We start from the raw sequence: 26,112 nt of genomic DNA on the forward strand, positions 1-26,112 counted from the left end.
GGTCTAGGTTGAGTGACATGACTGACACGAGCGCGAGCCCCGAGGGCTCGCACGTCGCAGCGGACGCGGTGGTTCTGGATGCCAAGGGGCTCCGCGCTCTGGCCCATCCGGTGCGCGTGCAGGTGGTCGGGCTGCTGCGGAAGTACGGCCCGTCGACGGCGACCCGTCTCGCGGAGCGGCTGGGCGTGAACTCCGGTACGGCGAGCTACCACCTGCGCCGGCTCGGCGCGGCCGGCTTCGTCGAGGAGGACACGGAACGCGGCAACGCGCGCGAGCGCTGGTGGCGTTCGGTGCACCGGACGACATGGTTCAACACCACGGACCTGGCCGAGCGGGAGCCCGAGGCCACGCTGACCTACCTGCAGTCCGTCGCCGCCCTCTACTCCCTGCGGACCCAGCAGACGCTGAACGAACTCCAGACGATGCCCCACGCATGGCGCGACACCCTGGACATGAGCGACTGGGCCCTGCGGCTCACGCCCGAGGAAACCGGTGCCCTGCAGCAGGAGTTGAAGGCTGTCATCACCCGCTACCGGCGGGACGGGCCGGAGTCGGCGGCAAACGCCCCCGAGGGAGCCGAACGGGTCGCCGTGATCACGTACCTGCTGCCCGAACTCGACGCGTCCGGAGACACGGCGGGCGCGGGGACAACAGGCACGGAGCCGTCATGACCGACGGTTTCCCGGGCGCCGCCGGCCCATCCGGCACACGGTCCTTACGGCCCCTGGGAGGGGTCCTGACGGCCGTCGCCGTCTCGCAGACCGGCACCAGGATCTCCGTCGTGGCACTGCCCTGGTTCGTCCTCGTCACGACGGGCAGCGCCACCCGGACCGGGCTGGTCGCCTTCTGCGAGATGACCCCCTACGTGGTGGTCAAGGCGCTCACCGGCCCCCTGGTGGACCGGATCGGCCCACGGACCGTTTCCTGGACCGCCGACCTGGCGAGCGCGGCCGCGGCCGCCGCGGTTCCCCTCCTCCACGCCCTGGACCTGCTCTCCTTCCCCCTTCTGCTGGCCCTGGTCGCACTGATCGGCGCGGCCCGGGGCCCCGGTGACCTGGCCAAGGAGGTCATGGTGCCGGAGGCGGCCGAGCGCGGCCGGGTACCGCTGGAACGGGCCACCGGTCTGTCAGGGGTGACCGAACGCCTGGCCTCCACCGTCGGCCTGGCGGCCGGCGGCGCCCTGGTGGCGCTGCTCGGTCCCCTGACAGCGCTGACCGCCAACGCCGGCTGCTTCGCCCTCGGTTCGGTGATCATCGGGCTGTCGCTGCCTCGCGGCATGGGGCGCGCCACCGCGTCTCCGTCGCAGGCCGGTGCGCCGGAACCGAGCTACTGGCGACGGTTCGCGGCGGGCTTCACGTTCCTCCGCGGTGACCTGTTGCTGCTGACGATCGCTTTCATGGTCGCCGTCACCAACCTGCTGGACGCGGCGTTCAACTCGGTGCTCGTGCCGGTCTGGGCCGACGAGTCCGGCAACGGGCCCGGTGCGATCGGCCTGTTGGGGAGCGTGCAGGGGATCGCGGCGGTCGCCGGCAGCCTGATCGCCGCGGCGTACGCGCACCGGCTGCGGCGCCGGCTGGTGTTCTTCACCGGGTTCCTGCTCGCCGGGGCGCCGAGATTCCTGATCCTCGCCCACGACGCGCCGATGGGGGCGGTACTGGCCGTGTTCGCTCTCAGCGGTTTCGGCGCCGGCTTCCTCAACCCGGTGCTGGGAGCCGTGCTCTTCGAACGGATCCCCCGTCGGATGCTGGGCAGGGTCAAAGCGCTCACCACGTCACTGGCCTGGGCCGGCATGCCACTGGGCGGGCTGATCGCCGGGGCTGCGGTGGCTTCGGTCGGGCTCGTGCCGGTGCTGCTCGGTGGAGGGGTCGTGTACTTCCTCACCACGAACCTGGCCGGGCTGAGACCGGAATGGCGTCAGATGGACCGTGCGGGTGAGCGCGGCGCCGGGGAGCCGCGGTCCGGGAAATCCCGTTCCCCCGCTCGTCCTCCGACAAGAAGGGACTGCTGATCGAGACGGGTGGAGCGTCGGGCAGGCCTTGCACCTGCGTCTCCCCCACGGGAAGTGGAGCGGCTTGCCTTGGACCACCACCGCATGGATACGCCGGACGTGCTGCGACAGCGTCTTCACGATGCACGCCGGCCCGGTCCGCATGGCGGTGCACGACCGAAATACACCGATGGGGTCATCTTGGCGGCGGGGCCGACAGCGGGATGGTGGACGGATGTGCGGGGAACCAGGGCGCTTGAGCCGAGTCGTATCCGATGGCGGAGACGCCGTGAGGCGTCTCCGCCATCGTTCCCACAGGGTCGTTGGCCTTCTGACGCGCCCTTCAGTGGCAGGTGAATGACTTGTTGGCGGTGCTCGCGCTCAGCGTGCAGGTCCGACCGCGGACGGCACCGGTCGTGTCATGAGAGGTGAGGTCCCAGGTCGCGCCGTTGTCGCGCAGGACCCCGTACCCGAAGACCCCTCCCTGGGTGATCGACTGGTGGACGGGCTGCGGCGGCGTACCGACCGGTTGTCCGACGACGCCTGCGTCGTTCGGGCCCTGGTCCAGTGGTGCTCCGCCCGAGAAGCCCACGGTCACCTGGGGCGGGCGGGCGGTGTCGAAATCGATCATCTGGTAGAGGTGGACATGGCCCGACAGCACCATGCGGATGTTGTCCTCCAGCCGGCCCAGGGTCGTGTCGGCGACGGCTTCGTCGAGGACACGGGTCACCCATCGAGCCGGAGGACCGGCCGATCTCACCATCCACAGCGGTTTGTGGGTGAACACGAAGTAATCGTGGGTGGGATGCTGCCGTGCGGCCTGGTTCACGGTTTCGAACTGCGCGGCGTAGAGCGCCCGCTGCGTCGTGCTTCCGTCGTCGGCCGGGTCGGCGAACGAGGAGTCCACGGAGACGAGGTTCAGAGTGCCCGCGCGGATCTCCACGGGCGCGGTGTGGGGACTGCACGATCCGTCGGCGCGGAGGTCGTCGGCGAGGTAGCGGAACCACGCGCCGCCCGCGCCGCCCTGCTGCGCGGGGTTGCAGTCCTCGTGGTTGCCTCGGGTCAGTGCGACCGGCGCCGCGGCCAGCAGCGTTTCCGCCGGTCTGAAGAAGTCGGCGACGACGCACGGCCAGCTGAATCTGTCCGCCCTCGTCGTGCAGCCCGGATTGGCCGCCGTGTCGTTCGCCTGGCTCGGGTCCTCACGGTAGAGGTAGTCGCCGACATGGATCACGAGGTCCGGTCGCGTCGCCGTGGCGGCGCTGGTCGCGATCTGCGGGAACGGCCACCCGGTTTGGTGGTTCGCGCAGTCCTGTTCGGGACCCGCCGTCGTGACCCGGCAGCCGGTGTCGCCGATGACGCCGATGGTGCCGGGGCGTGTGGTGTCGGTCCAGTTCGGCAAGGGGAGCCGGCGGTTCGCGGGGTGCACCACGGCCGCCCGGACCGTCGATTGCTGGAGCACCGCGTCGGAGGCTCCGAGGGGCACGCCCAACTCGCACACGGTGGTGAGGAACTGCGGCAACACCGGGGTGCTCACCCGGTGCATCGGGAAGGAACCCCTGGTCGTGCCCACGGTGTACCGCACGGTGGGGCACGTGAGGGTGGTGTCGGTGGTCACGTAGCGGATCTGGGTGCCGCGACTGGTCAGTTGGGTCCATGCCCATGCCTCGCCACTGGGCCCGGCCCCTGGTTGAGGGGGCGGCTTCGGCCCTCCACCATGAGGTGCGGTCCCTGCGGGAGCTGCCCCGGCCGAGAGCGCCACGGCCAGCACGCTCATCAGGGCGAGGACGACCATCCGGTGCATCATGTTCGCGTTTCTCCGTTCGAGAACCCTGGACGTCGGCCCGTCCCCTTGCCGAGGGTCATACCGGAGATGCTCACCGAGGCCTTCGACCAGTGCACGGCGACCGGAGCGAACGGCGTACGCATGGTGCTGCCGGATCCTCGGCAGTGCTGGATCCTCGGCAGCACGATCAAGCGCGGAGCGCGGCGCCGAGGAAGGTGCGGGGTCGGCAGCGACTTCGGATGATGAACGTCTCGCGCATCCGCGGAGTCGTCACGCGCCGGGGCGGCACCGAGGTGACGGTGGAGTTCCGCCGACGGGCCACCGCGAGGTCCTCGTCACGGGCCTGCTGTCCACCACGGCCGTACGCACCGGAGAGATCTGCGCCACCCTGCCGTTCCGCTGCCCGGCTGCCCGGCTGCCCCGCGACGAGCGCGGGGCCGCACGGCGACCGGGGACGGCAGACACGCCGGGACGCGGAGGGCGAGGAGTCGGAGGTCGGGCGTCATGGGTACCCCGTACAGGTACCCGGTACCTGGGTTTCACGGTGAGTCCCGTCCCGTCTGGTCGGAGTCGCCCGGTGGTGCGACGCTGGGGTGGAGAGGTGTCCGAGGACGGGAAGCCGGGAGGCAGAGCGATGGGACGCGACGTCCCGGCGTTGGTGTTCACCCGTGAGGACCGCCGCCGGTACCGGATCAAGATGCAGGAGTGCCTCGACACGTTCGCGCAGATGCTGCGCGAGGAACGGTTCGAGGCCGAGCGGCCCCAGGTGGGGCTGGAGATCGAGCTGAACCTGGTCGACGACCGGGCGGAGCCGGTGATGCGCAACATCGACGCGCTCGAAGTGATCGCGGACCCCGCCTGGTCCACGGAGCTGGGCCGGTTCAACCTGGAGATCAACGTGCCGCCCCGACAGCTGACGGCGGGCGGTCCGGACTCCTGGGAGTCCGAGATCCGCGCCGCGCTGAATCACGCGGAGCGACGCGCGAAGTCGGTCGGCACCCATCTGATCATGACCGGTATTCTGCCGACGCTGCGGCAGGAGGACGTGGGTGAGCCGGCGCTGTCGGAGAACCCGCGCTACCGACTGCTCAACGACCAGATCTTCGCGGCCCGGGGCGAGGACCTGCGCATCGAGGTGGACGGCGTCGACCGGCTGCGGACCTACGCGGACACGATCACTCCCGAGGCCGCGTGCACCAGCACCCAGTTCCACCTCCAGGTGTATCCGGAGCAGTTCGCCGACTACTGGAACGCGGCGCAGTCGATCGCGGGGGTCCAGATCGCCCTGGCGGCCAACTCGCCCTTCCTCTTCGGCAAGGAGCTGTGGCACGAGACCCGTATCCCGTTGTTCGAGCAGGCCACCGACACCCGCCCGCAGGAGATCAAGGTGCAGGGGGTGCGTCCCCGGGTCTGGTTCGGGGAGCGGTGGATCAACAGCGTCTTCGACCTCTTCGAGGAGAACCTGCGGTACTTCCCGGCGCTGCTCCCCCTGTGCGACGAGCAGGACCCCGCCGAGACGCTGGACCGCGGCGACACCCCCGAACTGGGCGAGCTGACCCTGCACAACGGCACCATCTACCGCTGGAACCGCCCGGTCTACGCCATCGCGCACGACAAGCCGCACGTCCGGGTGGAGAACCGGGTGCTGCCGGCCGGCCCCACCGTGGCCGACACGCTGGCCAACGGCGCCTTCTACTACGGGCTCACCCGTGCCCTGGTGGAGGAGGAACGGCCCGTGTGGTCACGGATGTCGTTCTCGGCCGCCGAGGAGAACCTGCACACGGCGGCACGGCACGGCATCGAGGCACGGCTGTACTGGCCCGGGATGGGCGAGGTGCCGGTGCCCGAACTCGTGCTGCGGCGGCTGCTGCCGCTGGCACACCGCGGGCTGGAGCTCTCCGGCATGGACGAGGTCTGGCGGGAGCCGCTGCTCGGCATCATCGAGCAGCGGTGCGTCACCGGGCGCAACGGGGCGGTGTGGCAGAAGGAGATGTTCCACCACATCGACGCCTCGGCCCGATACGGCCGCCATGAGGCCCTGCGGCGGATGACGCAGGTGTACATCGACTACATGCACCTCAACGCCCCGGTGCACACCTGGCCCGTCGACTGACGCGGGCCCGGCACCCCTCATGGCCGGCTGAAGCGGTGAGCCGTCGGTGCCGTCAGCCGCCGGTGGCACGGACGAGGACCCCGGACACCTCCCGGCGCACCACGTCCCGGGCCGCCGGAGGGAGCGAGCCGAGATCCGTGCGGGCCAGGGCGTCCAGCGTCTCGTCCGGGCCGGCCGCGCACTGCGCGCTCCCGCCGACCACCTCGTAGCCGTCACGGACGGCGACGCGGACACGGCGCTGTCCGTCGCCCTCGGCGTGCACGGCGGTGGCGACGACGAGCGGCGGTGCTCCGCCCGCCTCGCCGGGCGCCTTGTGGTATCCGCTCGTCACGGGGTCGCGCCAGCGCAGGCTGAGCAGCAGGTGGCGCTTGGCCACCACCTCGGCCAGATCGGTCTCGTAGGTTCCGTCCCGGTCCAGCACGGTGGCGCGCGCGTCCAGGACGAGCGCCGCCGGCAGCAGGCAGCGCAGGGTGCTGCCCACGATGTTGCCGCCGACCGTGGCCGTCCGGCGCACGGCGCCGGTGCCCACGGTGGCGGCCGCGCCGCGCAGGACCTCCGGCACCCGGTCGTCGATCCGGTGCAGCAGAACGGCCGCGCCCAGGGCCCCGCGCTCGAGCACATTGGCCTCCGGGAGGCTGCGCAGGGACATCGCCTGCTCGGGGAAGCCGTCCCGCTGCCAGAGTGCCCACACGAGGGTGGCTCCGCCGATGGGCACCGCTCCCTCGGCCATACAGTTCTGTGCTTCGGACAGGGATGTGGGCAGACGCAACAGCACGGCAGTCGACCTGCTTTCCTCTGCTTCGGCGGAAGGAACCGGGTACTCCGCACATGATCACGGACACTGCATTCTCCGTACGGCCACGGGGGCGCGTACAGGGCTCACGCATGCACCGTGCGCACCGGAGGTACGCCCCGCGAAAGACAGCACGGCAGAAGCAACCTGTCCCGGTTCCGGACCGTCCCACACAACGCATGCCTCACCACACCGCTTGCCTCACCGCTTGCCTCACCGCTTGCCTCACCGAAGAACGAACGGACAGATGAACGCCGCGACGCTGCTGGACGTCCTGCTCGATGCCGCCCACCGGTCCCCCGGCCAGGTGATCGTCCATGTCCGGGGGGACGGCGGCGAGGTGGCCGTCACCTTCCGGGAACTGGTGGAGCAGGCGCTGCGCGTCGCGGGCGGTCTGCGGGCGGCAGGTGTCGCACCGGGCACCTGCCTTCCGGTGCTCGCGGAGGACAGTGCGGACTTCCAGCCCCTGTTCTGGGGCGTGCTCGCGGCCGGTGCGGTACCGGTGCCGCTGGCGCCGGACGTACGACGGGTCCGGCCGGTGTGGGAGCACCTCGGCCGGCCCCCGGTCGTCGTGGACGCGGCCTGCGCGCCAATGGCCGCCGAACTCCCCGACGGCGCCGAGGTCCTGCGGCTGGACGCACTGCGGGCGTGCCCGCCCTTGGCCGCTCCCGCCGAAGTGGCCCCGGACGAACTGGCCTTCCTGCAGTTCTCGTCGGGCAGCACGGGTACGCCCAAGGGCGTGGAGCTGACCCACACGGCCGTCCTGGCGAACCTGCGGCAGCTGACCGAGGCCTCCGCCCTCACGGAACACGACGTGGTGGTCAGCTGGATGCCGTACTTCCACGACATGGGTCTGATCGGCACTCATCTGGCACCGCTGGCCGCGCGGGCCAAGCAGGTGAAGATCGGTCCTCTGTCGTTCGCGAAGAATCCCCGGCTGTGGTTCGACGTGGCCGCCGCGCATCGCGCCACGGTCCTGTCGGCGGCCAACTTCGCACTGGCCCTGACCCTCCGCCGGGTTCCCGCCGAGGTGTTCGCCGGGCTGGACCTGAGCGCGGTGCGGCTGGTCCTGGTGGGGGCCGAACCGATATCGGCGACGGTGTGGCGGGACTTCACCGCCAGGACCCGGGCGTCGGGGCTGGATCCGCGAGCGGCGACGCCGGTGTACGGGCTGGCCGAGGCGACGTTGGCCGTGGCGTTCCCTCCGCTGGGCGAGGTGGCCGTGCCGGTGGCCGTGGAGCGCGCCGCGCTCAGCCGGGGCCGCGTGGTGGAACGGGAACCCGGCGGTGACGCCGTGGAGTTGATGGATGTCGGCGTACCGGTGCCGGGCTGCTCGGTGCGTATCACCGACGGCGGTGGCCGGGTGCTGGGCGACCGGCGGGTGGGGCACATCGAGGTGAGCGGTCCGCAGATCGCACGCGGCTACCACGGTCTGCCGGACGCGACGGAGCGGGCCTTCGCGGACAGCTGGCTGCGCACCGGCGACCTGGGCTTCCTCCGGGACGGCCGGCTGTGCGTCAGCGGCCGGCACAAGGACGTCCTGTTCGTCAACGGCCGTACGTTCCACGCCCCGGACCTGGAGGAGGTGGCGGCCGGTACGGCGGGGGTGCCGGCCGGTACGACGGTGGTGGTCGGCTCGACCGACCCGGTGAGCGGCGGGGAGCGCGTGGTGGTGTTCGTCGCCTGGGCGCGACCGCCGCGCACCGCGTCCGAGGTGCTGGACCGGGTCGCGCGTCGGGTCCGTGCCGCGCTGGGCCACGACGACGTACGGGTGCTCGCGCTGCCGCCGTCCGCCTTCCCCCGGACGACGAGCGGAAAGGTGCGGCGGCAGCTCATGCGTTCCCGGTTCGAGGCGGGGACGTACCGGCCGTCGGCGCGTTCCGCTGCGGTGCCCGGCGATCCGGTGGAACGGCCGCGGCCGTCGTCCGCGGGGCCGGGGTCGGCTCCCCGTTCCCGCGGGGAGGTCCGGCGTGCGGTGCGTGAGGCGTGGGCCGGGGTTCTGGGGCTGCCGCAAGCGTCGTTCGGGGACCGGGAGCGGTTCGCCGAGCTGGGCGGTACCTCGATCAGGGCCATGGAGGCGCTCGCCGGGCTGGAACGGTCCCTCGGTGTCGCTCTGGGACCGGCGGTGATGCGCAACGACACGGTCGCCACGCTCACCGACCACCTCATGGGCGTCGTCGGGACGGATGCCGCGGAGGGCACGGCCACCCAGGAGGAGGAGGCCGCCTCGGCGGCGTACGGACAGGAGGGTGCGTCCGCCGCGGGCCGTGCGGACGGAGCGTCCGCGACCGCCGTGGTGGGGCTGGCCTGCCGGTTTCCCGGGGCCGACACGCCGGAGGAGTTCTGGGACCTGCTCATCGACGGGCGAGACGCCGTCTCCGCGGTGCCTTTGGGCCGCTGGAGAGCGGACGGCCGCACGGGACCGGGGCAGCCGGCACGTTGGGGAGCCTTCCTCGACGACCCCGCCGCCTTCGACGCCGGCCACTTCGGCATCGGTGACGAGGAGGCGCGCACGCTGGATCCGCAGGCGCGTGTCTTCCTCGAACTCGCCCATGAGGCACTGGAGCGCGCCGGTTACGCGGGGTCCCGGCGGCGGGGCCTGCGGACCGGGGTCTTCGCCGCCGTCGGCGACAGCGGCTACCGGCAACTCCTCGCCGAGGCGGGCCCCGCGGGCGCTTCTGCGGACGCGACGGCCCTGACCGGCAATCTCCCCAACCTGGTCGCCGCGCGTGTGGCACACTGCCTCGACCTGGACGGCCCGGCGCTGGCCGTGGACACCGCGTGCTCCTCGGGCCTGGTGGCGCTGCACCTGGCCCGGCGCAGTCTCGCGGACGGCGAGTGCGACGTCGCGGTCGTCGGCGGGGTCAACCTGCACCTCACCCCCTCCGCGCACCAGGCCCTGGAGGCGGCCAGGGCCCTGTCACCGACCGGGCGCAGTCGTGCCTTCAGCACCGCGGCCGACGGGTTCGTACCGGGTGAGGGCGGCGCGGTCCTCGTCCTGCGGCGCCTCGAGGAGGCCCGGCGGGACGACGACGTGGTCCTGGCCGTCGTACGCGGTACCGCGGTGAACAACGACGGTACGTCGCTGAGTCTGCTGGCTCCCAACCCGCTGCGGCAACGCGAGGTGATCGGCCGGGCCTACGCGTACTGCGGTGTCGACCCGGCGTCGGTCACGTACGTCGAGGCCCACGGGACGGGTACCGCCGTGGGGGATCCGATCGAACTGCGGTCCCTCGCCCATGCCTTCCCGGCCCGCCCGGACGGCCGGCCCCGGCTGCTCGGCTCGGTGAAGACCAACGTCGGGCACCTGCTGAACGCGGCGGCACTGCCCTCCCTGGTGAAGGTGGTCCTGGCCCTCGGGCACGGGCGGCTGCCGGCCTCCCTGCATCATGCACCGGTCTCCCCCGCGGTCGAGCGGTCCGGGTTCGCCCTGGTCACCGAGGTGACGGCCTGGGAGTCGTCCGGGCCGCGCAGGGCGGGGATCAACGCCTTCGGCTTCGGCGGCACCAACGCGCACGCCGTACTGGAGCAGGCGCCGCCCTCCCGTGCCCTGCCGCCGGCCGGGGACGCCCGCGGCCCGAACCTGCTCACCCTGTCGGCGGGCAGCGCCGCCGGGCTCGACGCGTGGACGGCGCGGGTCTCGGAGCAGTTGCGCGACCACCCGGAGTTCACGGAGGGTGACGTCTGTCTGACCGCGGGCGCCGCACGCGACGAACGGCCGCACCGGCTCGCCGTCGTGGCCGACGGCGAGCTGCGTGAGCGGCTCGCCTCGGTGCGCGCCGCCGACGGGGCACCCGTGCCGGGCGCGGTCGCCGGAACGGTGACGCACCGGCCCCGGACCGTCTTCGTCCTGCCCGGTCAGGGCGGCCTGCGACCGGGGCAGGGGCGGGAGTTGTACGACACGGCACCCGTGTACCGCACGACGCTCGACGAGGCCTCGGCGCTGGTGGGAGCCGTACACGGGCGGGAGCTGACGGCCTGGTGCGTCGACGGCGGAGTCGACGCCTCCTCGCCGGCCGCGACCGAGGTGGCGCAGCCGCTGCTGGTGGCGCACGGCGTCGCGCTCGCCCGGCAGTTGACGGCCTGGGGGGTGCGGCCCGACGCGGTGGTCGGGCACAGCGTCGGTGAACTGGCGGCCGCCTGCGTCGGCGGCATGCTGTCGTTGTCCGAGGCGGTGCTGTTCGCCGCGGAACGAGGGCGGCTGATGGGCGGATCGACCGCGCCGGGTGCCATGGCTGCGGTACGGGGCGCCGACGAACGGGCGGTGGAGGACCTGGTGGCGGCCTCCCCCGGCGACCTCGCGGTGGCGGCGTACAACGGTCCCGGCCGGCTGGTGATCTCCGGCACCCCCGGCGCGGTGCGGCAGGCGTCGGAGCTGCTCACCGCACAGGGCGCGACGGTCCGTGCGCTGCGGGTGTCGCGCGCCTTCCACTCGCCGCTGATGGCACCGGTCGCACCCGGGGTGAGCGATGCGGCGCGCAGGCTGCTGAACCCCTCGGTGCCCGCGCTCGCGGTGATGAGTACGCTCACCGCCGAGTGGCAGCCGCGCCTGGACCCGGACCACCTGCGCGAACACGCGCTGCGGCCGGTCCTGTTCGGCCGGGCCGTGGACCGTCTGCTGGACGAGGGCTACGACACGTTCGTGGAACTCGGCCCGGGGGAGAACCTCGCGGGTCCCATCCGTGCGGCGGCCGCCCGCCGCAGGCACCTCGACGGTGCCCGTGACGGCACTCATGACGGCGCCCTCGTGGTGTCCGCCCCCGTGCGGCCGTCCGGCACCGGGGCCGCGCCGGGCGGGGCGCGGGAGTTGATGGAGACGGTGGCACGGCTGTGGGTGCGCGGGGTGCCGCTGGACCGTAGGGCTCTCGACGCGGGCCACCGCAGGGTGCAGCTGCCGCCGTACCCGTACCGGCGGCGCAGGTACTGGCCCGAACCCGATGCGCGCGGACTGCTGCACCGCGTCGGCTGGCGGCCCGCGCCCCTGCCCGGCGACGGTCTTCCCGGCCCCGTGCTGGTGACCGGAGCGGACCCGGTGGCGGTGCGCCGCCTGACGGACGGCTTCGCCGCCGTCGGCGTGCGGGCCGTCACGGCCGACGACGGTGAGGTCCGTCCGCAGACGGTGGTCCTCCTCGGCGGTCCGGACCGGCCGGACCCGGCGGAGGACCTCGAAGGGGACCTGCGGCAGGCCGTCGCGGCGTTCCAGGACGCCCTCACCCTGCTCGACCGGTCCGGAGCCCGCCGGCTGCTGGTCGTGACCGAGGACGCGCACGTCACCGGGCACGGCGTGGAGCGCGCGGTGCCGGGGCGGGCGGTCCCGGGCGGTCTGGCACTCGCCGTACCGGAGGAGTCGGCCGGGGTGGTCGCGAACTGGGTCGACCTCTCGTCCCACGACGCCCCCGGCCTCCCCGGCTCCCCCGACTCCCCCGCCGGCGAGCGGTGGCTGCGGGCTCTGGCCTCCGAGCTGACGGCGCCGCAGGCGGCGGGAGCCGTGGCCTGGAGGGGAGGACGGCGCCTCGTACGCACCGTCGCTCCGGGAACGGCGGGAGCGACGGGAACGGCGGGAGCGGCGGGAGCGGCGGGCAAGCCGGTCTGCGAGGACCGGCTGCCGGTCGACGGTGCGTACCTCGTCACGGGGGGTGCCGGAGGCATCGGGTCCGCACTGGCCCGGGACCTGGCGGGCCGGGGCCGGCCGGTCCTGGTGCTGGCGGGACGGTCCCCGAACCCGCCCTCGGGTCTGCTGAAGGAGCTCACCGACCTCGGTGCCGACGCACGCTATGTCATGGCCGACCTCACGGCGCCCGACGACGTGGAGCGGCTCGTGCGCGGGCTGCCTCCGCTGGATGCCGTGTTCCACGCGGCGGGCGTGGTACGGCCCGGCAGCCTGCGCGGGACGGACGTGCGGGAGACGGTGGACGCGCTGGGGGCGAAGACCCTGGGCACGGTCCTGCTGGCCGGTGCGTTGCAGCGGCACGGGCAGCTTCCGGGGGTGTGTGTCGCGTTCTCGTCGGTCTCGTCGGTGCTGCCCGGCCTGGCCGGCGCGCTGGGCGGCTACGCGGCGGCCAACGCCTTCCTCGACTCCTTCGCCGGAGCAGAGCGCCTGGCGGGCCGGCCCTGGCTGTCGGTGAACCTGGGCCCGTTCGCCGAGACGGGCCTCGCCGTCGCCGCGGGCCTCGGAGCACTCGACGGCGTCGGGAGCCGCGCGGTCGGCGGAGGCCGGCCCCTGGCCACCGCGCCCGCGCTCACGGCGTTGCGCACGGCGTGCGGCACCGACGCCGCTCAGCTGGTCCTCGCCGACCTGGCGCCGGCGCCACGGCCTGCCGCCGTGCCGCCGCGTCCCGCGCGGCCCACGGCCGTCGAGAGGTCCGGCGACACGGACGACGCCGGCGGACGCCGGCCCGCGGTGCCGGCGGACACCGCTGTCGTGCTGCGGGAACTGCTGGCGCAGTCGCTCGGTGTCCCGGCGTCCGCCGTCGACGACGACACGCCGTTCCTGCGGCTCGGCCTGGACTCGCTGGGCGCCGTCGACCTGGTCAAGCGGCTGGAGCGGAGGCTGGGGCGGCAACTGCCCACCACGCTCTTCTTCGAGCACCGGACGGTGCGTGAACTCGCCGCCCACCTGAAGGATCACATCGGCGAGCCCTCCGTACCGACCACGAACGAGCCCGGGCCGGGTGACAGGACCGGTGCCGGGAACAAGCCGTCCTTCGCCCTGACGCCGGTGCAACTCGCGCTGCACACCAGCAGCAGGCTGCACCCGGACGTCCCGGCACGGGGTCATCTGCGGCTGACGGTCCGCGGCCCGCTCGACACCGGTCTGCTCGGCCGGGCGCTGGCGGCGCTGGCCGAACGGCACGGCATGCTGCGGCTGCGGGTGGACGACGTACGTGAACCGGGCGGGCTGCCGACACAGCGCACGGCGCCGCCGGTGCCGCTGTCGGACTGGTACGAGGTGCGCGACTGCGCCGCCGACGAGGTGGACGCTGCCGAAACGGCCGTGTGCAACCAGCCGTTCGACCTGGCGGCGCTGCCGCCGGTCCGGGCCGTACTGCTCCGCCGGGAGCCGGCGCTCGCCCATCTGCTGCTGGTGGTGCACCACGTGGCGGCGGACGGCTACAGCCTGAACCTCCTCGCCGAGGAACTGTGGAACACGTACACCGCTCTGTGCCACGAAGACCGTCCGCAACAGACGCTCACGGCACCGGACTTCGCACGGTACGCGTCGAGTCTGCCGCCGTCCGACTCCGCTGAGCGGCGTGCCGACCGGCGCTACTGGTCCGAGCGCCTCGCCGCACGTGGCGAACCGCTGCGGCTGCCGTACGACAGTGATCCCGACGCGTCCGTGTCCGGTCCGTCCGGCCCGATCGTGCAGCACTACGGCGAGCTCGACGCGGAACTCACCGCCGGCCTGGAGAAGTTGGCCGCCGCGCAGGACATCTCCCTGTTCCACCTGCTGCTCGCCACGTATGTGCGCTGCCTGGCCCGGTGGTCAAAGGGCCGGGACGTCGCCGTGAACGTGGCCAGGGCCCGTCGCGAGGACCGCTTCGAGGGTGTGGACCGGCTGGTCGGCCCGCTCGCCGACACCCTTCCTCTGCTGTGCCGGACGGTCGGCGACGAGGGGGTTCTGCCCCTGGCGGAGCGGTTGCGCCGGATCTGGCTGCAGAGTGAACGGCACGCGGGGCTGGGCAGTCTGGACCTGGCCGCGCTGCTTCCCGGGGCCGCGCCCGGTGCCGGAGCCGGCCCCCGGACGGTGAGTCCGGCGGGCTTCAGCTTCGCCCGTTTCCCGGTGAACGCGGCCGCGGACTGCCCGGTGGAGGTGCGGGCGACGGCGGCCGGCACCGGGTCGGCCGCGACCCGGCTGAGTCTGCTGTGCTGGGCGGACGGCCCGCTCCTGCGCTGGTCGTGGAACTTCCCGGAGCCGCTGTTCCGGCGGGCCACCGTGGCACGACTGGACCGGGAGTTCCGCGCCGAACTGACCGCGGTGCTGGGCACACCGCCGTCGCCCGGCTCGCCGGCACCGCCACCGGATGCCGACGCCGTTCGCTCGGTGCCGTCCCCCGTGCCGTCCCCGCTGGTCGCGCGGCTGCTCGACCGGTTCCGGGACCGGCCCGACGCGGACGCCGTGGACGCCACCGGGGGCACCGCGGACGCCGTGGACGCCGCGGGTGCGTCGCTCAGCTACGGGGCGCTCGATCGCGCCTCCGCTCTGCTCGCCGCGCGCCTGCGCGCCCTCGGCGTACGCCCGGGTGATCTGGTGGGCCTGCTCACCGAGCCGGGTGCCGACACCGTCGTCGGTGTGGTGGGCATCCTGCGCGCCGGGGCCGGCTGGGTCCCGCTCGACCCGGAGCATCCCGTCGCGCGCCTGACCGACCAACTGGTCCGCACGGGCGCCACCACCGTGGTGTGCCACGCCGCCACCCGGCAGACCGCCGACGCTCTCACGGCCGTACGGGCGGTTCCCGTCCTCGGGGACGCACCGGTGGACGGCGGCGTTCCGGTGACCGCACCGGAAGCCCCTGCCGCTCCTGCCGCGCCGCCCGGTGCCGAGGCGATCGCGTATGTCATCTTCACCTCCGGTTCCACGGGACGGCCCAAGGCGGTGCCGATCACTCACCGGGCGATGGAGAACTACCTCGACTGGGCCGTCGCCGCCTTCGGGTACGGTGCCGACGACCGCCTCGCACAGACCGCGTCGCCCTGCTTCGACGCCTCGGTGCGCCAGTTGCTCGCCCCTCTCCTGGTCGGCGGCACCGTGGTGACGGTGCCGCGGGCCCTGCTGCGGGATCCCGAACTGCTGCTCACGCACGTGGAGCGGGCGCGGGTGACCGTGTGGAGTTCCGTGCCGACGCTGTGGGAGCAGTTGCTGTCCGCCGCCGAGGCGAGGGCGCGAAGCGGGGCGGGTCTGCCGGACCTGACCGCGCTGCGGTGGGTCCACGTCGGCGGGGAAGCACTGCCCGTGGATCACGTGCGCCGCTGGTTCGACCTGTTCGGGAACGGCGCGCGCATCGCCAATCTGTACGGGCCCACCGAGTCGACCATCAACGCCACCTGCCACGTCATCGACTCCCGCCCCGGCGACGAGGTGCGGCAGCTGCCGATCGGACGCCCCGTGGCCGGCACCGACCTGGAGGTGGTCCGCGCCGACGGCACCCCCTGCGAGCCGGGCGAGCCGGGGGAACTGCTCATCGCGGGCACCGGTCTGACCCCCGGTTACCTGGGTGAACCGGAGCTGACCGGGCGGGCGTTCGCCCTGCGGGCGGGGCGGCGCTGGTACCGCAGCGGAGACCGGGTCCGCCGGTCGGCCGACGGCACCGTGGAGTTCCTGGGCCGGATCGACGACCAGGTGAAGATCCGTGGGAACCGGGTGGAGCCGGGAGAGGTCGAGGCGGCGCTCCAGGGCTGTCCCGGCGTCGCACGGGCGGCGGTGATCGCACATGAGGGGCGGTTGCTCGCCTTCGTCACCCCCCGGTCCGCGGCGGACCGGCCGGACACCCGGGAGGTGCGCCGGTGTCTGGCCGGTCTCCTGCCGTCGTACATGCTTCCGACCCGGGTCACCTGCCTCGACGAGCTGCCCCTCACCGGCACCGGCAAGGTCGACCGCCTCGCACTGGTCGGCCCGGCCCCCGGCTCCGGCGCGACGGCGGTCCAGGACGCTGTCCCCGCCGGTTCGGCGTTGCCGGACGGGGACGGGACTTCCCCGGCCACAGTGACCGAACGACGCATGGCGGAGATCTGGTCCGACGTGCTTCAGGTGGCCTCGGTACGCCGGGAGGACGACTTCTTCGACCTGGGCGGTGACTCGCTGCTCGTCCTGAGGGTGTTCTCCCGGCTCGCGGAGCTCGAAGCGCCGCTGCCCCGGCCGACCGTGATCTACCGTCACCGCACCCTCGCGGCACTCTCCGCGGCCGTCGACGCCGTCGACGCCGACGCGGTGAAGCCGCGTTCTGCTTCCCCCTCCCCCTCCCCTGCCCCTGCCCCTGACGACCGCACGGCCCCGTTCCCCGTCACCCCCGGTCAGCGCGGCTTCCTCCTCGCGGAGGCTCTCTCGCCGGGCGGCGGTACCTGGCTGGCGCGGCTTCGGCTGTCCGGACCGCTGGACCCCGATGTCTTCCAGGCCGCGGTCGATCTGCTGGTGGAACGTCACGGCATGCTGCGCACCGTCTTCCCGGCCGGTGCCCGTCCGCCCGTGCAGCAGGAACTGCCGCCGTCGCTGCGTCTGCCGGTCGCCTTCGCGACGGTCGCGACCCCGGCCGAAGTGGACGAACGGGCCGCGGCCGAGGCGGCACGGCGTCTCGAACCCTGGGCCTGGCCGCTGGTGCGGCTTCAGGTGCTGAGCCTGGCCCCACAGGAGCACGTCCTGCTGGTGCACGCGCATCATGTCATCGGTGACGGATACAGTGCGGCGCTGCTGATGCAGGAACTGACCGAGGTGTACGACCGGCTGGCCGGCGGCGGCTCCACCCCTCACCTCCCGGCGCTGCGCGGTGACTTCCGTGGCCACGTCCGGTCCTTGACGCAGGCCGGGCACCAGGCCGGTGTCGCCGGGCGGGCCAGGGAGCGGCGCCGGGCCCGGGTGTGCGCCCCGTACCGGCCGCCGGTGCTGCGGACCACCGTCAGCGGCAACGGCGAGGAGGAGCGAACCGGGGACCGCGGCGACGTCGTGTTCCGCTCCGCGGAGTTCGCCCTCGGAGCCTCCCCGACGGCGGCGTTGCGCGCGCTCGCCGCACGCGCGCGGACCACCCTCTACGCGCCGTTGCTGACCGCCTACTATCAGGAGCTGGCGGCGCTGACCGGCCGGCCGGACCTGATCGTGGGGCTGGCGGTGAGCGGCCGGGACGGAACGCTGCCCGACGCACACCGGGTCTTCGGCCCGTTCGCCACGGCCGTACCCGTACGGCCGGCCTCCGACGGGCCCCTCTGTGAAGGGGGCTTCGGCGGTGCGCTGCGCCGCATCGCGGCGGAGGCGGAGGAGGCACGCACCCATGAGGACGTGGTCCCCCGGAGCACCGACGGGTTTCCCCTGACCTCGCAGTTCTTCTTCACCTTCCTCGACTTCTCCGCGCTGGCCCCCGCGGCCGGCGGGACGCTGCGGTTGTCGTGGGAGTCGGGCGACAGTACGTTCCTGCCGCCCGCTGCCACGACGGACGTGTTCATGGCGGTACGGCCCGACGCGGACGGGGTGCGGGTCACGGTCCGGGGCTCGGCGGCGGTGTTCGCACCGGGCACGCTCGACCGTTTCGCCGACTCGGTGCGCCGGCGTCTCATCCGGGCCGCTTCGGGTGGCGGTGGAGTGCCGGACCAGCCCGGAACACACCGGCCCGCGCCGCGCCCCTCCGGTTCGGGTGGCCATCATGGGCCCGGGACGCGGGACACGATGGACGCGGCTCTGGTCGGCTACTTGCCCGCCCCCGGCCATCTGGCGCGCCTGGCGGGTCTGCCCGGGTCGGCACTGCCGCGGGCCGAGCTGCGCGACCTGCTGTTCCCCGACGGCGCCCCGCGTCTGCTGGAGACGGTCCGTACGCCGCTGGGCCGGTCCGGTTTCGTCTGCGTTCCGCTTTTCGCCGACGAGCTCGCGGCGGGCAGCGGGCTGGTGGGGCACACCGCCCGTGCCGTGTCGCTCGCCGCCGCACGGGGAGCGCGCTGTGTGTCCCTGGCGGGGATGATCCCGTCGCTGACCGGATACGGCTTCGACGTGCTGCGGTCCGGGAGTCATCCGGCGGCCGTGACGACGGGGCACGCGGCGACGGTGGTGGCGGTGGTCAGGACGGTGCACGCGGCGCTCGAGGCCACGGGCCGGGATCTCTCGGATCTCGACGTGGCGTTCGCCGGACTGGGTTCGATCGGCGCCTCCTCCCTGGAGCTGCTGCTGTCCCTGGCCGCCCGGCCTCCCCGGCGTCTGCTGCTGTGCGACGTGCGGGGCAGCGGGCCGCGACTGGCCGCGCTGGGACGGCGGTTGCGGGAACGCGGGCTGGTCGGTGCGGGCGGCGTCGAGGTGGCGGAGTCGGAGCGGGTGCTGCCGGACGCGGTCCACGGTGCGGACCTGCTGGTGACGGCGGTGAGCGGCGCCACCGCGGTGCTCGACGTCGACCGGTTGCGGCCGGGGGCCGTCGTGGTCGACGACTCCTTCCCGCACTGCTTCGACACCGAGCGGGCCCTCGTGCGGATGCGGGAACACGACGACGTGCTGGTGCTGGGCGGCGGGCTGCTGCACGTCGGCCGCACCGACCGGGAGGTCGCCGAGGACCTGCCGGCCGTGGCGGCGGCCGGCTATCTCGCCCAACCCTGGATCGAGGGCACCCTGGCGTCCTGCCGCGCCGAGTCCCTGCTGCACGCGGCCGGTCACGAACTGCCGCTGGTGCACGGCCTGGTGGACGCCGAGGTGTCCCTGGCCTACTGGGAGGCCGTGGAACGGGCCGGGGTGTCGGCCGCCCCGCTGCACCTGCTCGGTCACACCGTCGGAGGCGCTCCGGCGGTGTGACCGAAGAGGCCTGCGCGGCCCTCAGACCCCGAATTCCGTCGGTGAGATGTTCAGGGCCGCGCAGGCCTCACGGATGGCGTACTGCTCGGACGCCTCGAAGGTGCCGTCGGCACCGGCGATGACCATGCCGGTCTGGACGACCGCGCGTGCCTCGACGGGCTTCTTCGCCGCCTTGGCGATGTCCTGCAACGCCCGCGCCCTGCCCACCTCGAAGTTGGCCACGAGCTGGTCCACGTGGTCGTTGAACCGCTTGCGGAGCTGGTCCGGCGGGAAGTTCTGCAGGACGTCGTTGGAGACGATCAGCTCCTCCACGCGCTGCCGCTCCGCCGGGTCCACCCGCCCGTCGGCGGCCGCGACCAGCGCGCACATCGCCATGCTGGCGTCCCGGTAGGCGCCGCTCTTGAGCTCCGCCTTCGCCGAGGCGAGCTGGGACTTCAGCAGGCCCATCAGCTGGGCCTTGGAGCCGCCGGAGGACGAACCGCGGGTGGGGCCGCCGGCCGGTGCCGGTCCGGGGTTCCCGTACTGCCCGCCTCCCGCCCGCGCGCCCTGGGACTGCTGCAACGCCCTGGCCTGGTCCTTGACACGGTCCCACATCGCCACTGGTTCCACCTCGGTTTCTGTTGCTGTCTTTCCGCTACCGGTCGTCGGTCCCGGATCTCGCGGTCCGACCGGTCAACGGACGCGGTGGCGACCGTGTTCCCCGACAACAAAAGAAAGGTAAAAACATTTATGGTGGCCGGACGCCTCTGGTTCAGGCTTCGGCACGGTCCGCGGACCCGGGGGTCACCGCGCTCTCGTCGGGGCCGCCCGCTGCGGCGGTGCGCCGTTCGTACCGCAGCGCCGCACCGGTCGCGATCGCGCCGAGGCCCTCCCACACAGCGACGCCGATGAACGCCTCGGGTGCCCGCCCGGTGAGCACGGCGACCGTGAACACCGTGCACGTCAGCAGCCGGAACGGCACCGTCCACCGGAAGAAGGTCCGCCAGTCGGCGAGCGCCGCCAGTATGTAGTAGACGCCCATGTTGAACGCCGCCATCGAGGACGCCGTCACGAAGGCCGGCGTGAGGTCGCCGCCGCCCCGCCCACCCGGGGCCTCGAGGCCCAGCAGCGACAACTGCGCGGCCGGCGCGATCAGGCCCACCGCACCCAGAACGGCGGCGAGTGCTCCGAAGACGGCCATGGTCCAGCCCGAGGCTGAGCGGGGAGTACGCATCCGGCGAGCGTAGTGGTCGGTGGGACCGCCACCGGGGTCACGGTCCCGCCGGAGCCGGTCGGAAATCAGCCCACCGTCCACTTCTGGTTCGCGGCACCCGTGCAGGTCCAGATCTGCAGCCGGGTGGCGTTGGCCGCGTTGTTGCCGGTCACGTCCAGGCACTTGTCGGCCTGGGGGTTGACGATGTCGCGGGCGCCGGTGACGACCCACCTCTGGGCCGCGGTGCCGTTGCAGTCCCACAGATGGACGGGGGTACCGTCCGCCGTGCCGCCCAAAGTGACGTCCAGGCACTTGCCGAGCGCCCGGATCGTGCCGTCACCGCCCACCGACCACCGCTGGGCGGAGGTGCCGTTGCAGTCGTAGAGCTGCACCGGGGTGCCGTTGGCCGTGTTCGCCCCGGCGACGTCGACGCACTTGCCCGCCAGGCCGCGGATCGCGCCGCCGGTCGGCGCGTCACTCGACGTCACCGACACATGGTCGACCACGAGTTGCTGCGGGAAGACGGTCGAGCCGTCCGGGTCCCCGGGCCAGTAGCCGCCCACCGCCAGATTGAGGATCAGGAAGTAGGGTTTGTTGAACACCCACTGCTTCCCGCCCAGGTCGGCGGGGGTGCGCCGCTGGTAGACGTTGCCGTCCACGGACCAGGTGATCGAGTCCGGGGCCCAGTCGACGGCGAAGGTGTGGAAGCCGTCCGCGAAGGCCTGGCCGCCGGGCAGTGTGTAGCCGGCGCCGATGCCGCCCGAGCCGGAGTAACCGGGACCGTGGAGGGTGCCGTGGACGGTGGAGGGCTCGAAGCCGACGTTCTCCATGATGTCGATCTCGCCCGAGTCCGGCCAGTTGACCGGCGTGCCCAGCATCCAGAAGGCGGGCCACATGCCCTGACCGCGTGGAACCTTCATCCGGGCCTCGACGTGCCCGTACTGCGCGGTGAACTTTCCGGAGGTGTTCAGTCGGGCCGAGGTGTACTGGCACGTGCCGTACCAGCACTGGTAGTTGGCCGGGTTCTCCTTGCGGGCGGTGATCACCAGGTGACCCTGGCCGTCCAGGGCGGCGTTCTTGTTGCCGGACGTGTAGTACTGCCGCTCGTGGTTGTTGACGTTGTCGCCGGTCTCGATGTGCCACTTCGAGGAGTCGACGGCCGCGCCGGCGGGCCCGTCGAAGTTGTCCGAGAACGTCACGGCCGCGGGGGCCGCGGCGGTGGTGCCGTCCACCGGTTCCGCCCGGGCGGTCCCGACGGCGGCGGAGGCGACCAGAGCCGCCGACAGGGCGGCCGTCAGCCATCTGCGGAGCGTGCGCGGAGAGGACATGGCTCTCCCTTCCGTGCGGCGGCCCGTACACACGGGTGCGCCGACCGAGGTTGTGGGGGGATAAATGCGTCGCCCCTTGATTTAAGGAGTGAACCAAGAGGGCGTCAATACTTTGGTACAGACCAGCGATTCACCGACATGCCTCGATGCGGTGCGGACGGGAACCGCGCACCGCCTGCACGAGAGAACGACCACACACCGCCGTCGAACATCAAGAGGCCGCACTTCAGGCCTAGTTGCCACGCGATCGCTTCGGCACGAGATTCCGCGAACGTCTCCCGTACGAAAGCGATCCGGCCTCAGTGAGCCATGCCGGACAAGGACTGCGTCCGACGTCATGAGCCGCCGCCGGAAGGCGTACTGGCCGGCCTCACTCGGGCCCTCCTCTGCCGAATCACCGACGGAGCCGCCCGATTCGTCTCTCGCGCGGACGACTTCGGCGAGGAGGCCTGACGGTGTCCCGCCGCTGTCGCACACCCCCGCATGCTCCAGAACGGCGAAGGGGTGCGCTACATTTCGGTCGTTTCGGCCTCCATCGCCTGATGGCCCGTCAGTCCGACACGACGTGGAGCAGAGCCGTGCCGTCCTCCCCCGTCGCCGCCCGGATGACGACGGCGTCGGGCTGGGCACTGGGCGGCCGCCCGTCGCCCTCGCCGCCGCACGAGGTGCTGGAGCCGTTGGAACGCAGCACGATGAGGCAGACCTGCCCGGGGCCTTCGGCTCCGCCCTTGGATCGGCCGTTGCCGGACTTCAGTGCGTACTCGATCCTGTCCGGGCCGACCTCGGTCACGGACAGGGTCGTTGCGCCGGCCGGCCCGTCGAAGCGGATGGTCACCGGCTCGAAGACCGCGATCTCGCAGTTTCCGTCCGAGCAGGCGCCCGTGTCGTGCCCGTCCGCGGCCGACACCGACGGCTGCGCCGAGGCGGAGCGGGGCTCCGACGCCCGGTCGCCGTCCGGGGACTGTGCGCCCACGCCGCCCGGGCCGCCGCAGCCGGCCAGCGCGCCGGCCGTCAGCGCGGCGAGCCCCCGGAGCGCGACCGCCCCTCGCATCCGCGTCGTTCCCGCCCGGTGTGCCGTCGCCTCCATGCTCATGCTGTTCCCGCGCATCCCCGGAACTCTGCCCGGCTTTCGACGTCGCCGTTCGGCCTTCCCGTGCCGCGCCTCGCACATCTCGCGCGGCACGGGAGCGCACCCCGGCGGCCGGTTCAGGCCACGCGGGCGGTTCGCACCACGCGGGGGCGCTCCCTCGCCGAGCGTATCGGCGCGGGAGCGAGCCGGGGGGACGCGCTGACCCGGTATGTCGTCCGGTTCGGGTCCTCGACGGGGTCCCCGAGCTCGATCTTCCCGGCCGCGTGCAGCTCGTCGCAGTCCGAGGTGGGCAGGGCCGCGTAGCAACCGCCCTGGCCGGTGGCGGAGTCGAGCGGGCGCCAGTAGCTGTATCTGCGGCGGCCGTTCGCGTACACCGTGACGAAGGTGGGGGTACGCGGGTCGGCGATGATGCGCATTGCGTCGGTGCCGCCGGTACCGGCCGGGGCGACCGAACTCGCGGGGGCCGCCCGGAGCCCGGTGGTCACCCGTCCGGCGCGCGGACGGTCCTGCATCTGGTTGATGGTGAAGAGCATCGCTGGGGCCTTTCCGGAGCCGGGACTCGAGACCGTCTACCCAGCACGGCGCCGGTGTTGATCTCTTTCATTGATCATTCTGCTCCCTGACACCGACATTAACCCGTCGTCGGTGACTGAAGGTGCTGTTTTCTAGCCTCACTTGGCCGTTCTTCGCCGTTCACGGCCGGATCGACCGGTCCGGCTTCAGCCGGAAGCCTCGGACGAGCATGCCGTCATCGGCTTGTCCGGCTCGACGGTGGCCACCGCCTGGGCGCTCGGTGCGGCGGAGGTGACGCCGATCCGGGGCCGGTTCTGAGGGATGGTGGCCAGGACGATCTGGAGTTCCGTCCAGATGTCGCGGCTCGCGGTGCACGTGACCATCCGGGCCGGTCCGTACTTCCGGATCGCTTCCTGGTGAGGTGATGAGCGGAAGGGGGCCCGGGCGAGCCGGTGGGCGTGACCGATCAGCGGCAGGCCGCCGGGAGCGGTCGGAGTCGGGGCGGACGGCCTCGTCGTGGCGCTCATCGAGCGGATCACTCCTTGTGGGGGCCGTCGAACGCCCACGCATGCCCAAGATCGCGAAGAAGGGTGCTGCGGCAGGCCCTCCTCGGCGATCTCGCACGCGCCGTCGACCGGATGCGGGTTCGCGCATGTCGCGGGAACCTGGAGACATCGCCCGGCTCCGCCCCGGCGCGGTCGTGCGACCCGGGTTGCCCGCCATCGAGCCGAGGAGAGACAGAACCGCAATGCCTTACATCACCGTGGGACGCGAGAACTCCACCGACATCGAGCTCTACTACGAGGACCACGGGGCCGGACAGGTCGTGATCCTCATCCATGGGTACCCACTCGACGGCCGTTCCTGGGAGAAGCAGTGCGCCGCGCTGCTCGACGCGGGGTACCGCGTGATCACCTACGACCGACGCGGATTCGGACAGTCGAGCCGGCCCACGACGGGATACGACTACGACACCTTCGCCTCCGATCTGAACACGGTCCTGGAGACCCTCGACGTCTCGGACACCGTGCTCGTCGGGTTCTCCATGGGCACCGGTGAAGTGGCCCGCTATGTCAGCAGGTTCGGCACGGAGCGCGTCGCGAAGGTGGCCTTCCTCGCCTCGCTGGAGCCCTGCCTGCTGAAGACCGACGACAACCCGGCCGGCGCGGCGCCCCGCGAGTTCTTCGAGGGCATCTCCGCGGCGGTGAGGGCCGACCGGTACGCGTACTACACGTCGTTCTTCAAGGACTTCTACAACCTCGACGAGAACCTCGGCAGCCGGATCAGCCCGGAATCCGTCCGCAACAGCTGGCACACGGCGGCGTCGGGTGGATCCTTCGCCGCGGCGGCCGCGCCGATGACGTGGTTCACCGACTTCCGGGGGGACATCCCCGCCATCGACGTGCCCGCCCTGATCCTGCACGGAACGGCGGACAACATCCTGCCCATCGACTCGACCGGGCGCCCGTTCCATCAGGCGCTGCCGAACGCGGAGTACGTGGAGGTCGAGGGCGCTCCGCACGGCCTGCTGTGGACGCACGCCGAGGACGTCAACCGGGCGCTTCTGTCCTTCCTCGCCAAGTGAGGTGAGTGCCCTTCAGGCCGCGGGCTCCAGGCGGACGCAGCAGCGGCCGGGTTCCGGAGCCAGACGTGCTTCGAAGCCGGTGTCGCCGAGGCCGTCGAGGACACCGCTCAGCAGGTGGAGGTTCATCCCGCAGACCGTCCGGGTGTGCGTGCGGGCCAGCACGTGGAAGGGGCAGTTGCCCAGGACGACGGCGTCGCCCTCGTACCGCGGCTCGAAGCCGTACCGCTCCAACAGGGGGAAGACCTCTTCGTGGCCGTCGGCGCCCATCTGCGCGCCGCATTCCCGTGCGGTGCGGTGCAGGACGTCACGCACCGGCTCGCCGGTGGCGTCGGACTCCTCCACGGCGCGGGCGAGGAGCTGCCCGGCGAGTTCGTAGCGCCGGTCCGGGAGGCTGACGGCGATCTGCTTCGTCGAGCGGCGGTAGAGCTTGGCCGGTCTGCCCGCGCCCGGGCCGGTGCGTCCGCTGCGCCGCGCACGGACCACGTCGAGCAGGGACTCGTCGGCCAGCCGGTCCAGGTGGAAGGCGGCGGTCTGCCGGGCCAGGCCCAGGGCCGCGGCGGCATCGTCCCGGCCCACCGGTTCCGGTTCGCGCACCACGTAGTCGTAGAGCCTCCGGCGGGTGGGCTCGTCGAGGGCGGCGATGGCCGAGACGTCCTGGTCACGCGCATCGTCCTGCTGGTCCCGTACTTCGTCCGTGTCGTCCACGAACACCAGTGTAAAACCCACAGGCATTGACTAAAGAAGGAAACGGAGCTTCTATCGATAATGGAAGTTGTCGATAGAAGCTCGACAGGACGACAGAAGGAGGGGCCATGGCCGCCCCCAGTACCTCCAGTTCCAGCAGCACCTCGGCCGCACCTCGGCGGGCCGCGCTCGCCGACCCCGGCTACCAGGCCTTCGTGATCCTGCGCACCGGTTTCACCGTGGCCCCGATCCTGTTCGGTCTGGACAAGTTCGCCAACCTGCTCGTCGACTGGCCCGCCTACCTCGCGCCGTGGATCAACGGCCTCGTCCCGGGCAGCGCTCAGTCGGCCATGTACGCCGTGGGCGTCATCGAGATCGTGGCCGGCGTCGTGGTGGCGCTCGCGCCGCGCTTCGGGGGCTGGCTGGTCGCCGGCTGGCTGGCCGGGATCATCGTCAGCCTTCTCACCATCCCCGGCTACTACGACATCGCCCTGCGCGACTTCGGCCTGCTTCTCGGCGCGGTCGCGCTCGCCCGGCTCGCCCAGCGCTACCACGGCGCCCGGGCCTGA

15 protein-coding genes are annotated in these 26,112 nt (G+C 72.7%); 6 read left to right on the plus strand and 9 right to left on the minus strand.

The window, feature by feature from the left end:
- Positions 1-17: 17 nt before the first annotated feature.
- Positions 18-671 (plus strand): transcriptional regulator, encoded by a 654-nt coding sequence (locus JL475_RS20010; protein ID WP_202279163.1) that lies wholly within the window; start codon positions 18-20, stop codon positions 669-671.
- The gene (locus tag JL475_RS20015; protein WP_202279164.1) at positions 668-2,008 is read left to right on the plus strand and encodes an MFS transporter; all 1,341 of its coding nucleotides are present in this window, start codon (positions 668-670) and stop codon (positions 2,006-2,008) included. The genes JL475_RS20010 and JL475_RS20015 overlap by 4 nt, the downstream gene beginning before the upstream one ends.
- Positions 2,009-2,330: 322 nt before the next feature.
- Here JL475_RS20015 and JL475_RS20020 read toward each other — a convergent pair whose 3' ends face one another.
- On the minus strand, positions 2,331-3,791 hold the full coding sequence (locus JL475_RS20020) for a metallophosphoesterase (RefSeq protein ID WP_237407682.1): 1,461 nt from the start codon (positions 3,789-3,791) through the stop codon (positions 2,331-2,333).
- A 613-nt stretch (positions 3,792-4,404) separates the two neighbouring features.
- On the opposite strand from JL475_RS20020, the gene JL475_RS20025 reads away from it, so the two are divergent.
- Positions 4,405-5,883, plus strand: coding sequence for a glutamate--cysteine ligase (locus JL475_RS20025; protein ID WP_202279165.1), 1,479 nt, complete (start codon positions 4,405-4,407; stop codon positions 5,881-5,883).
- Between the two features lie 52 nt (positions 5,884-5,935).
- On the opposite strand, the gene JL475_RS20030 is transcribed toward JL475_RS20025, so the two are convergent.
- On the minus strand, positions 5,936-6,658 hold the full coding sequence (locus JL475_RS20030; RefSeq protein WP_202279166.1) for an FAD binding domain-containing protein: 723 nt from the start codon (positions 6,656-6,658) through the stop codon (positions 5,936-5,938).
- A gap of 265 nt (positions 6,659-6,923) precedes the next feature.
- Here JL475_RS20030 and JL475_RS20035 point away from each other — a divergent pair, with 265 nt between their 5' ends.
- The gene (locus JL475_RS20035) at positions 6,924-19,151 is read left to right on the plus strand and encodes a non-ribosomal peptide synthetase/type I polyketide synthase (RefSeq protein ID WP_202279167.1); all 12,228 of its coding nucleotides are present in this window, start codon (positions 6,924-6,926) and stop codon (positions 19,149-19,151) included.
- 21 nt (positions 19,152-19,172) lie between these two features.
- On the opposite strand, the gene JL475_RS20040 is transcribed toward JL475_RS20035, so the two are convergent.
- The 6 genes from JL475_RS20040 to JL475_RS20065 all read right to left on the minus strand — a co-directional run bounded on the left by JL475_RS20040 (position 19,173) and on the right by JL475_RS20065 (position 23,801).
- A complete protein-coding gene (locus tag JL475_RS20040) occupies positions 19,173-19,751 on the minus strand; it encodes a tellurite resistance TerB family protein (RefSeq protein WP_202279168.1) in 579 nt (192 codons plus the stop codon).
- 151 nt (positions 19,752-19,902) lie between these two features.
- Positions 19,903-20,364 carry a hypothetical protein gene (locus tag JL475_RS20045; protein ID WP_202279169.1) on the minus strand — a complete coding sequence of 154 codons (462 nt, stop codon included), beginning with the start codon at positions 20,362-20,364 and terminating at the stop codon, positions 19,903-19,905.
- A 65-nt stretch (positions 20,365-20,429) separates the two neighbouring features.
- Positions 20,430-21,671 (minus strand): glycoside hydrolase family 16 protein, encoded by a 1,242-nt coding sequence (locus JL475_RS20050; protein ID WP_202279170.1) that lies wholly within the window; start codon positions 21,669-21,671, stop codon positions 20,430-20,432.
- A 550-nt stretch (positions 21,672-22,221) separates the two neighbouring features.
- Entirely contained in the window at positions 22,222-22,779 is a 558-nt protein-coding gene (locus JL475_RS20055) for a hypothetical protein (protein WP_202279171.1), read from the minus strand.
- A 98-nt stretch (positions 22,780-22,877) separates the two neighbouring features.
- Positions 22,878-23,294, minus strand: a complete 417-nt coding sequence (locus JL475_RS20060) for a hypothetical protein (RefSeq protein WP_237407686.1) — start codon at positions 23,292-23,294, stop codon at positions 22,878-22,880.
- Between the two features lie 186 nt (positions 23,295-23,480).
- A complete protein-coding gene (locus JL475_RS20065) occupies positions 23,481-23,801 on the minus strand; it encodes a hypothetical protein (RefSeq protein ID WP_202279172.1) in 321 nt (106 codons plus the stop codon).
- Positions 23,802-24,022: 221 nt separating this feature from the next.
- Between JL475_RS20065 and JL475_RS20070 the strand changes: the two genes are divergently transcribed.
- A complete protein-coding gene (locus JL475_RS20070) occupies positions 24,023-24,859 on the plus strand; it encodes an alpha/beta fold hydrolase (protein ID WP_202279173.1) in 837 nt (278 codons plus the stop codon).
- Between the two features lie 12 nt (positions 24,860-24,871).
- Here the strand turns inward: JL475_RS20070 and JL475_RS20075 are convergent, their stop codons facing one another.
- The gene (locus JL475_RS20075; RefSeq protein ID WP_202279174.1) at positions 24,872-25,591 is read right to left on the minus strand and encodes a metalloregulator ArsR/SmtB family transcription factor; all 720 of its coding nucleotides are present in this window, start codon (positions 25,589-25,591) and stop codon (positions 24,872-24,874) included.
- 80 nt (positions 25,592-25,671) lie between these two features.
- On the opposite strand from JL475_RS20075, the gene JL475_RS20080 reads away from it, so the two are divergent.
- Positions 25,672-26,112 (plus strand): hypothetical protein, encoded by a 441-nt coding sequence (locus JL475_RS20080; RefSeq protein ID WP_202279175.1) that lies wholly within the window; start codon positions 25,672-25,674, stop codon positions 26,110-26,112.

The organism is Streptomyces sp. M2CJ-2 (assembly GCF_016757295.1).
GTDB lineage: Bacteria > Actinomycetota > Actinomycetes > Streptomycetales > Streptomycetaceae > Streptomyces.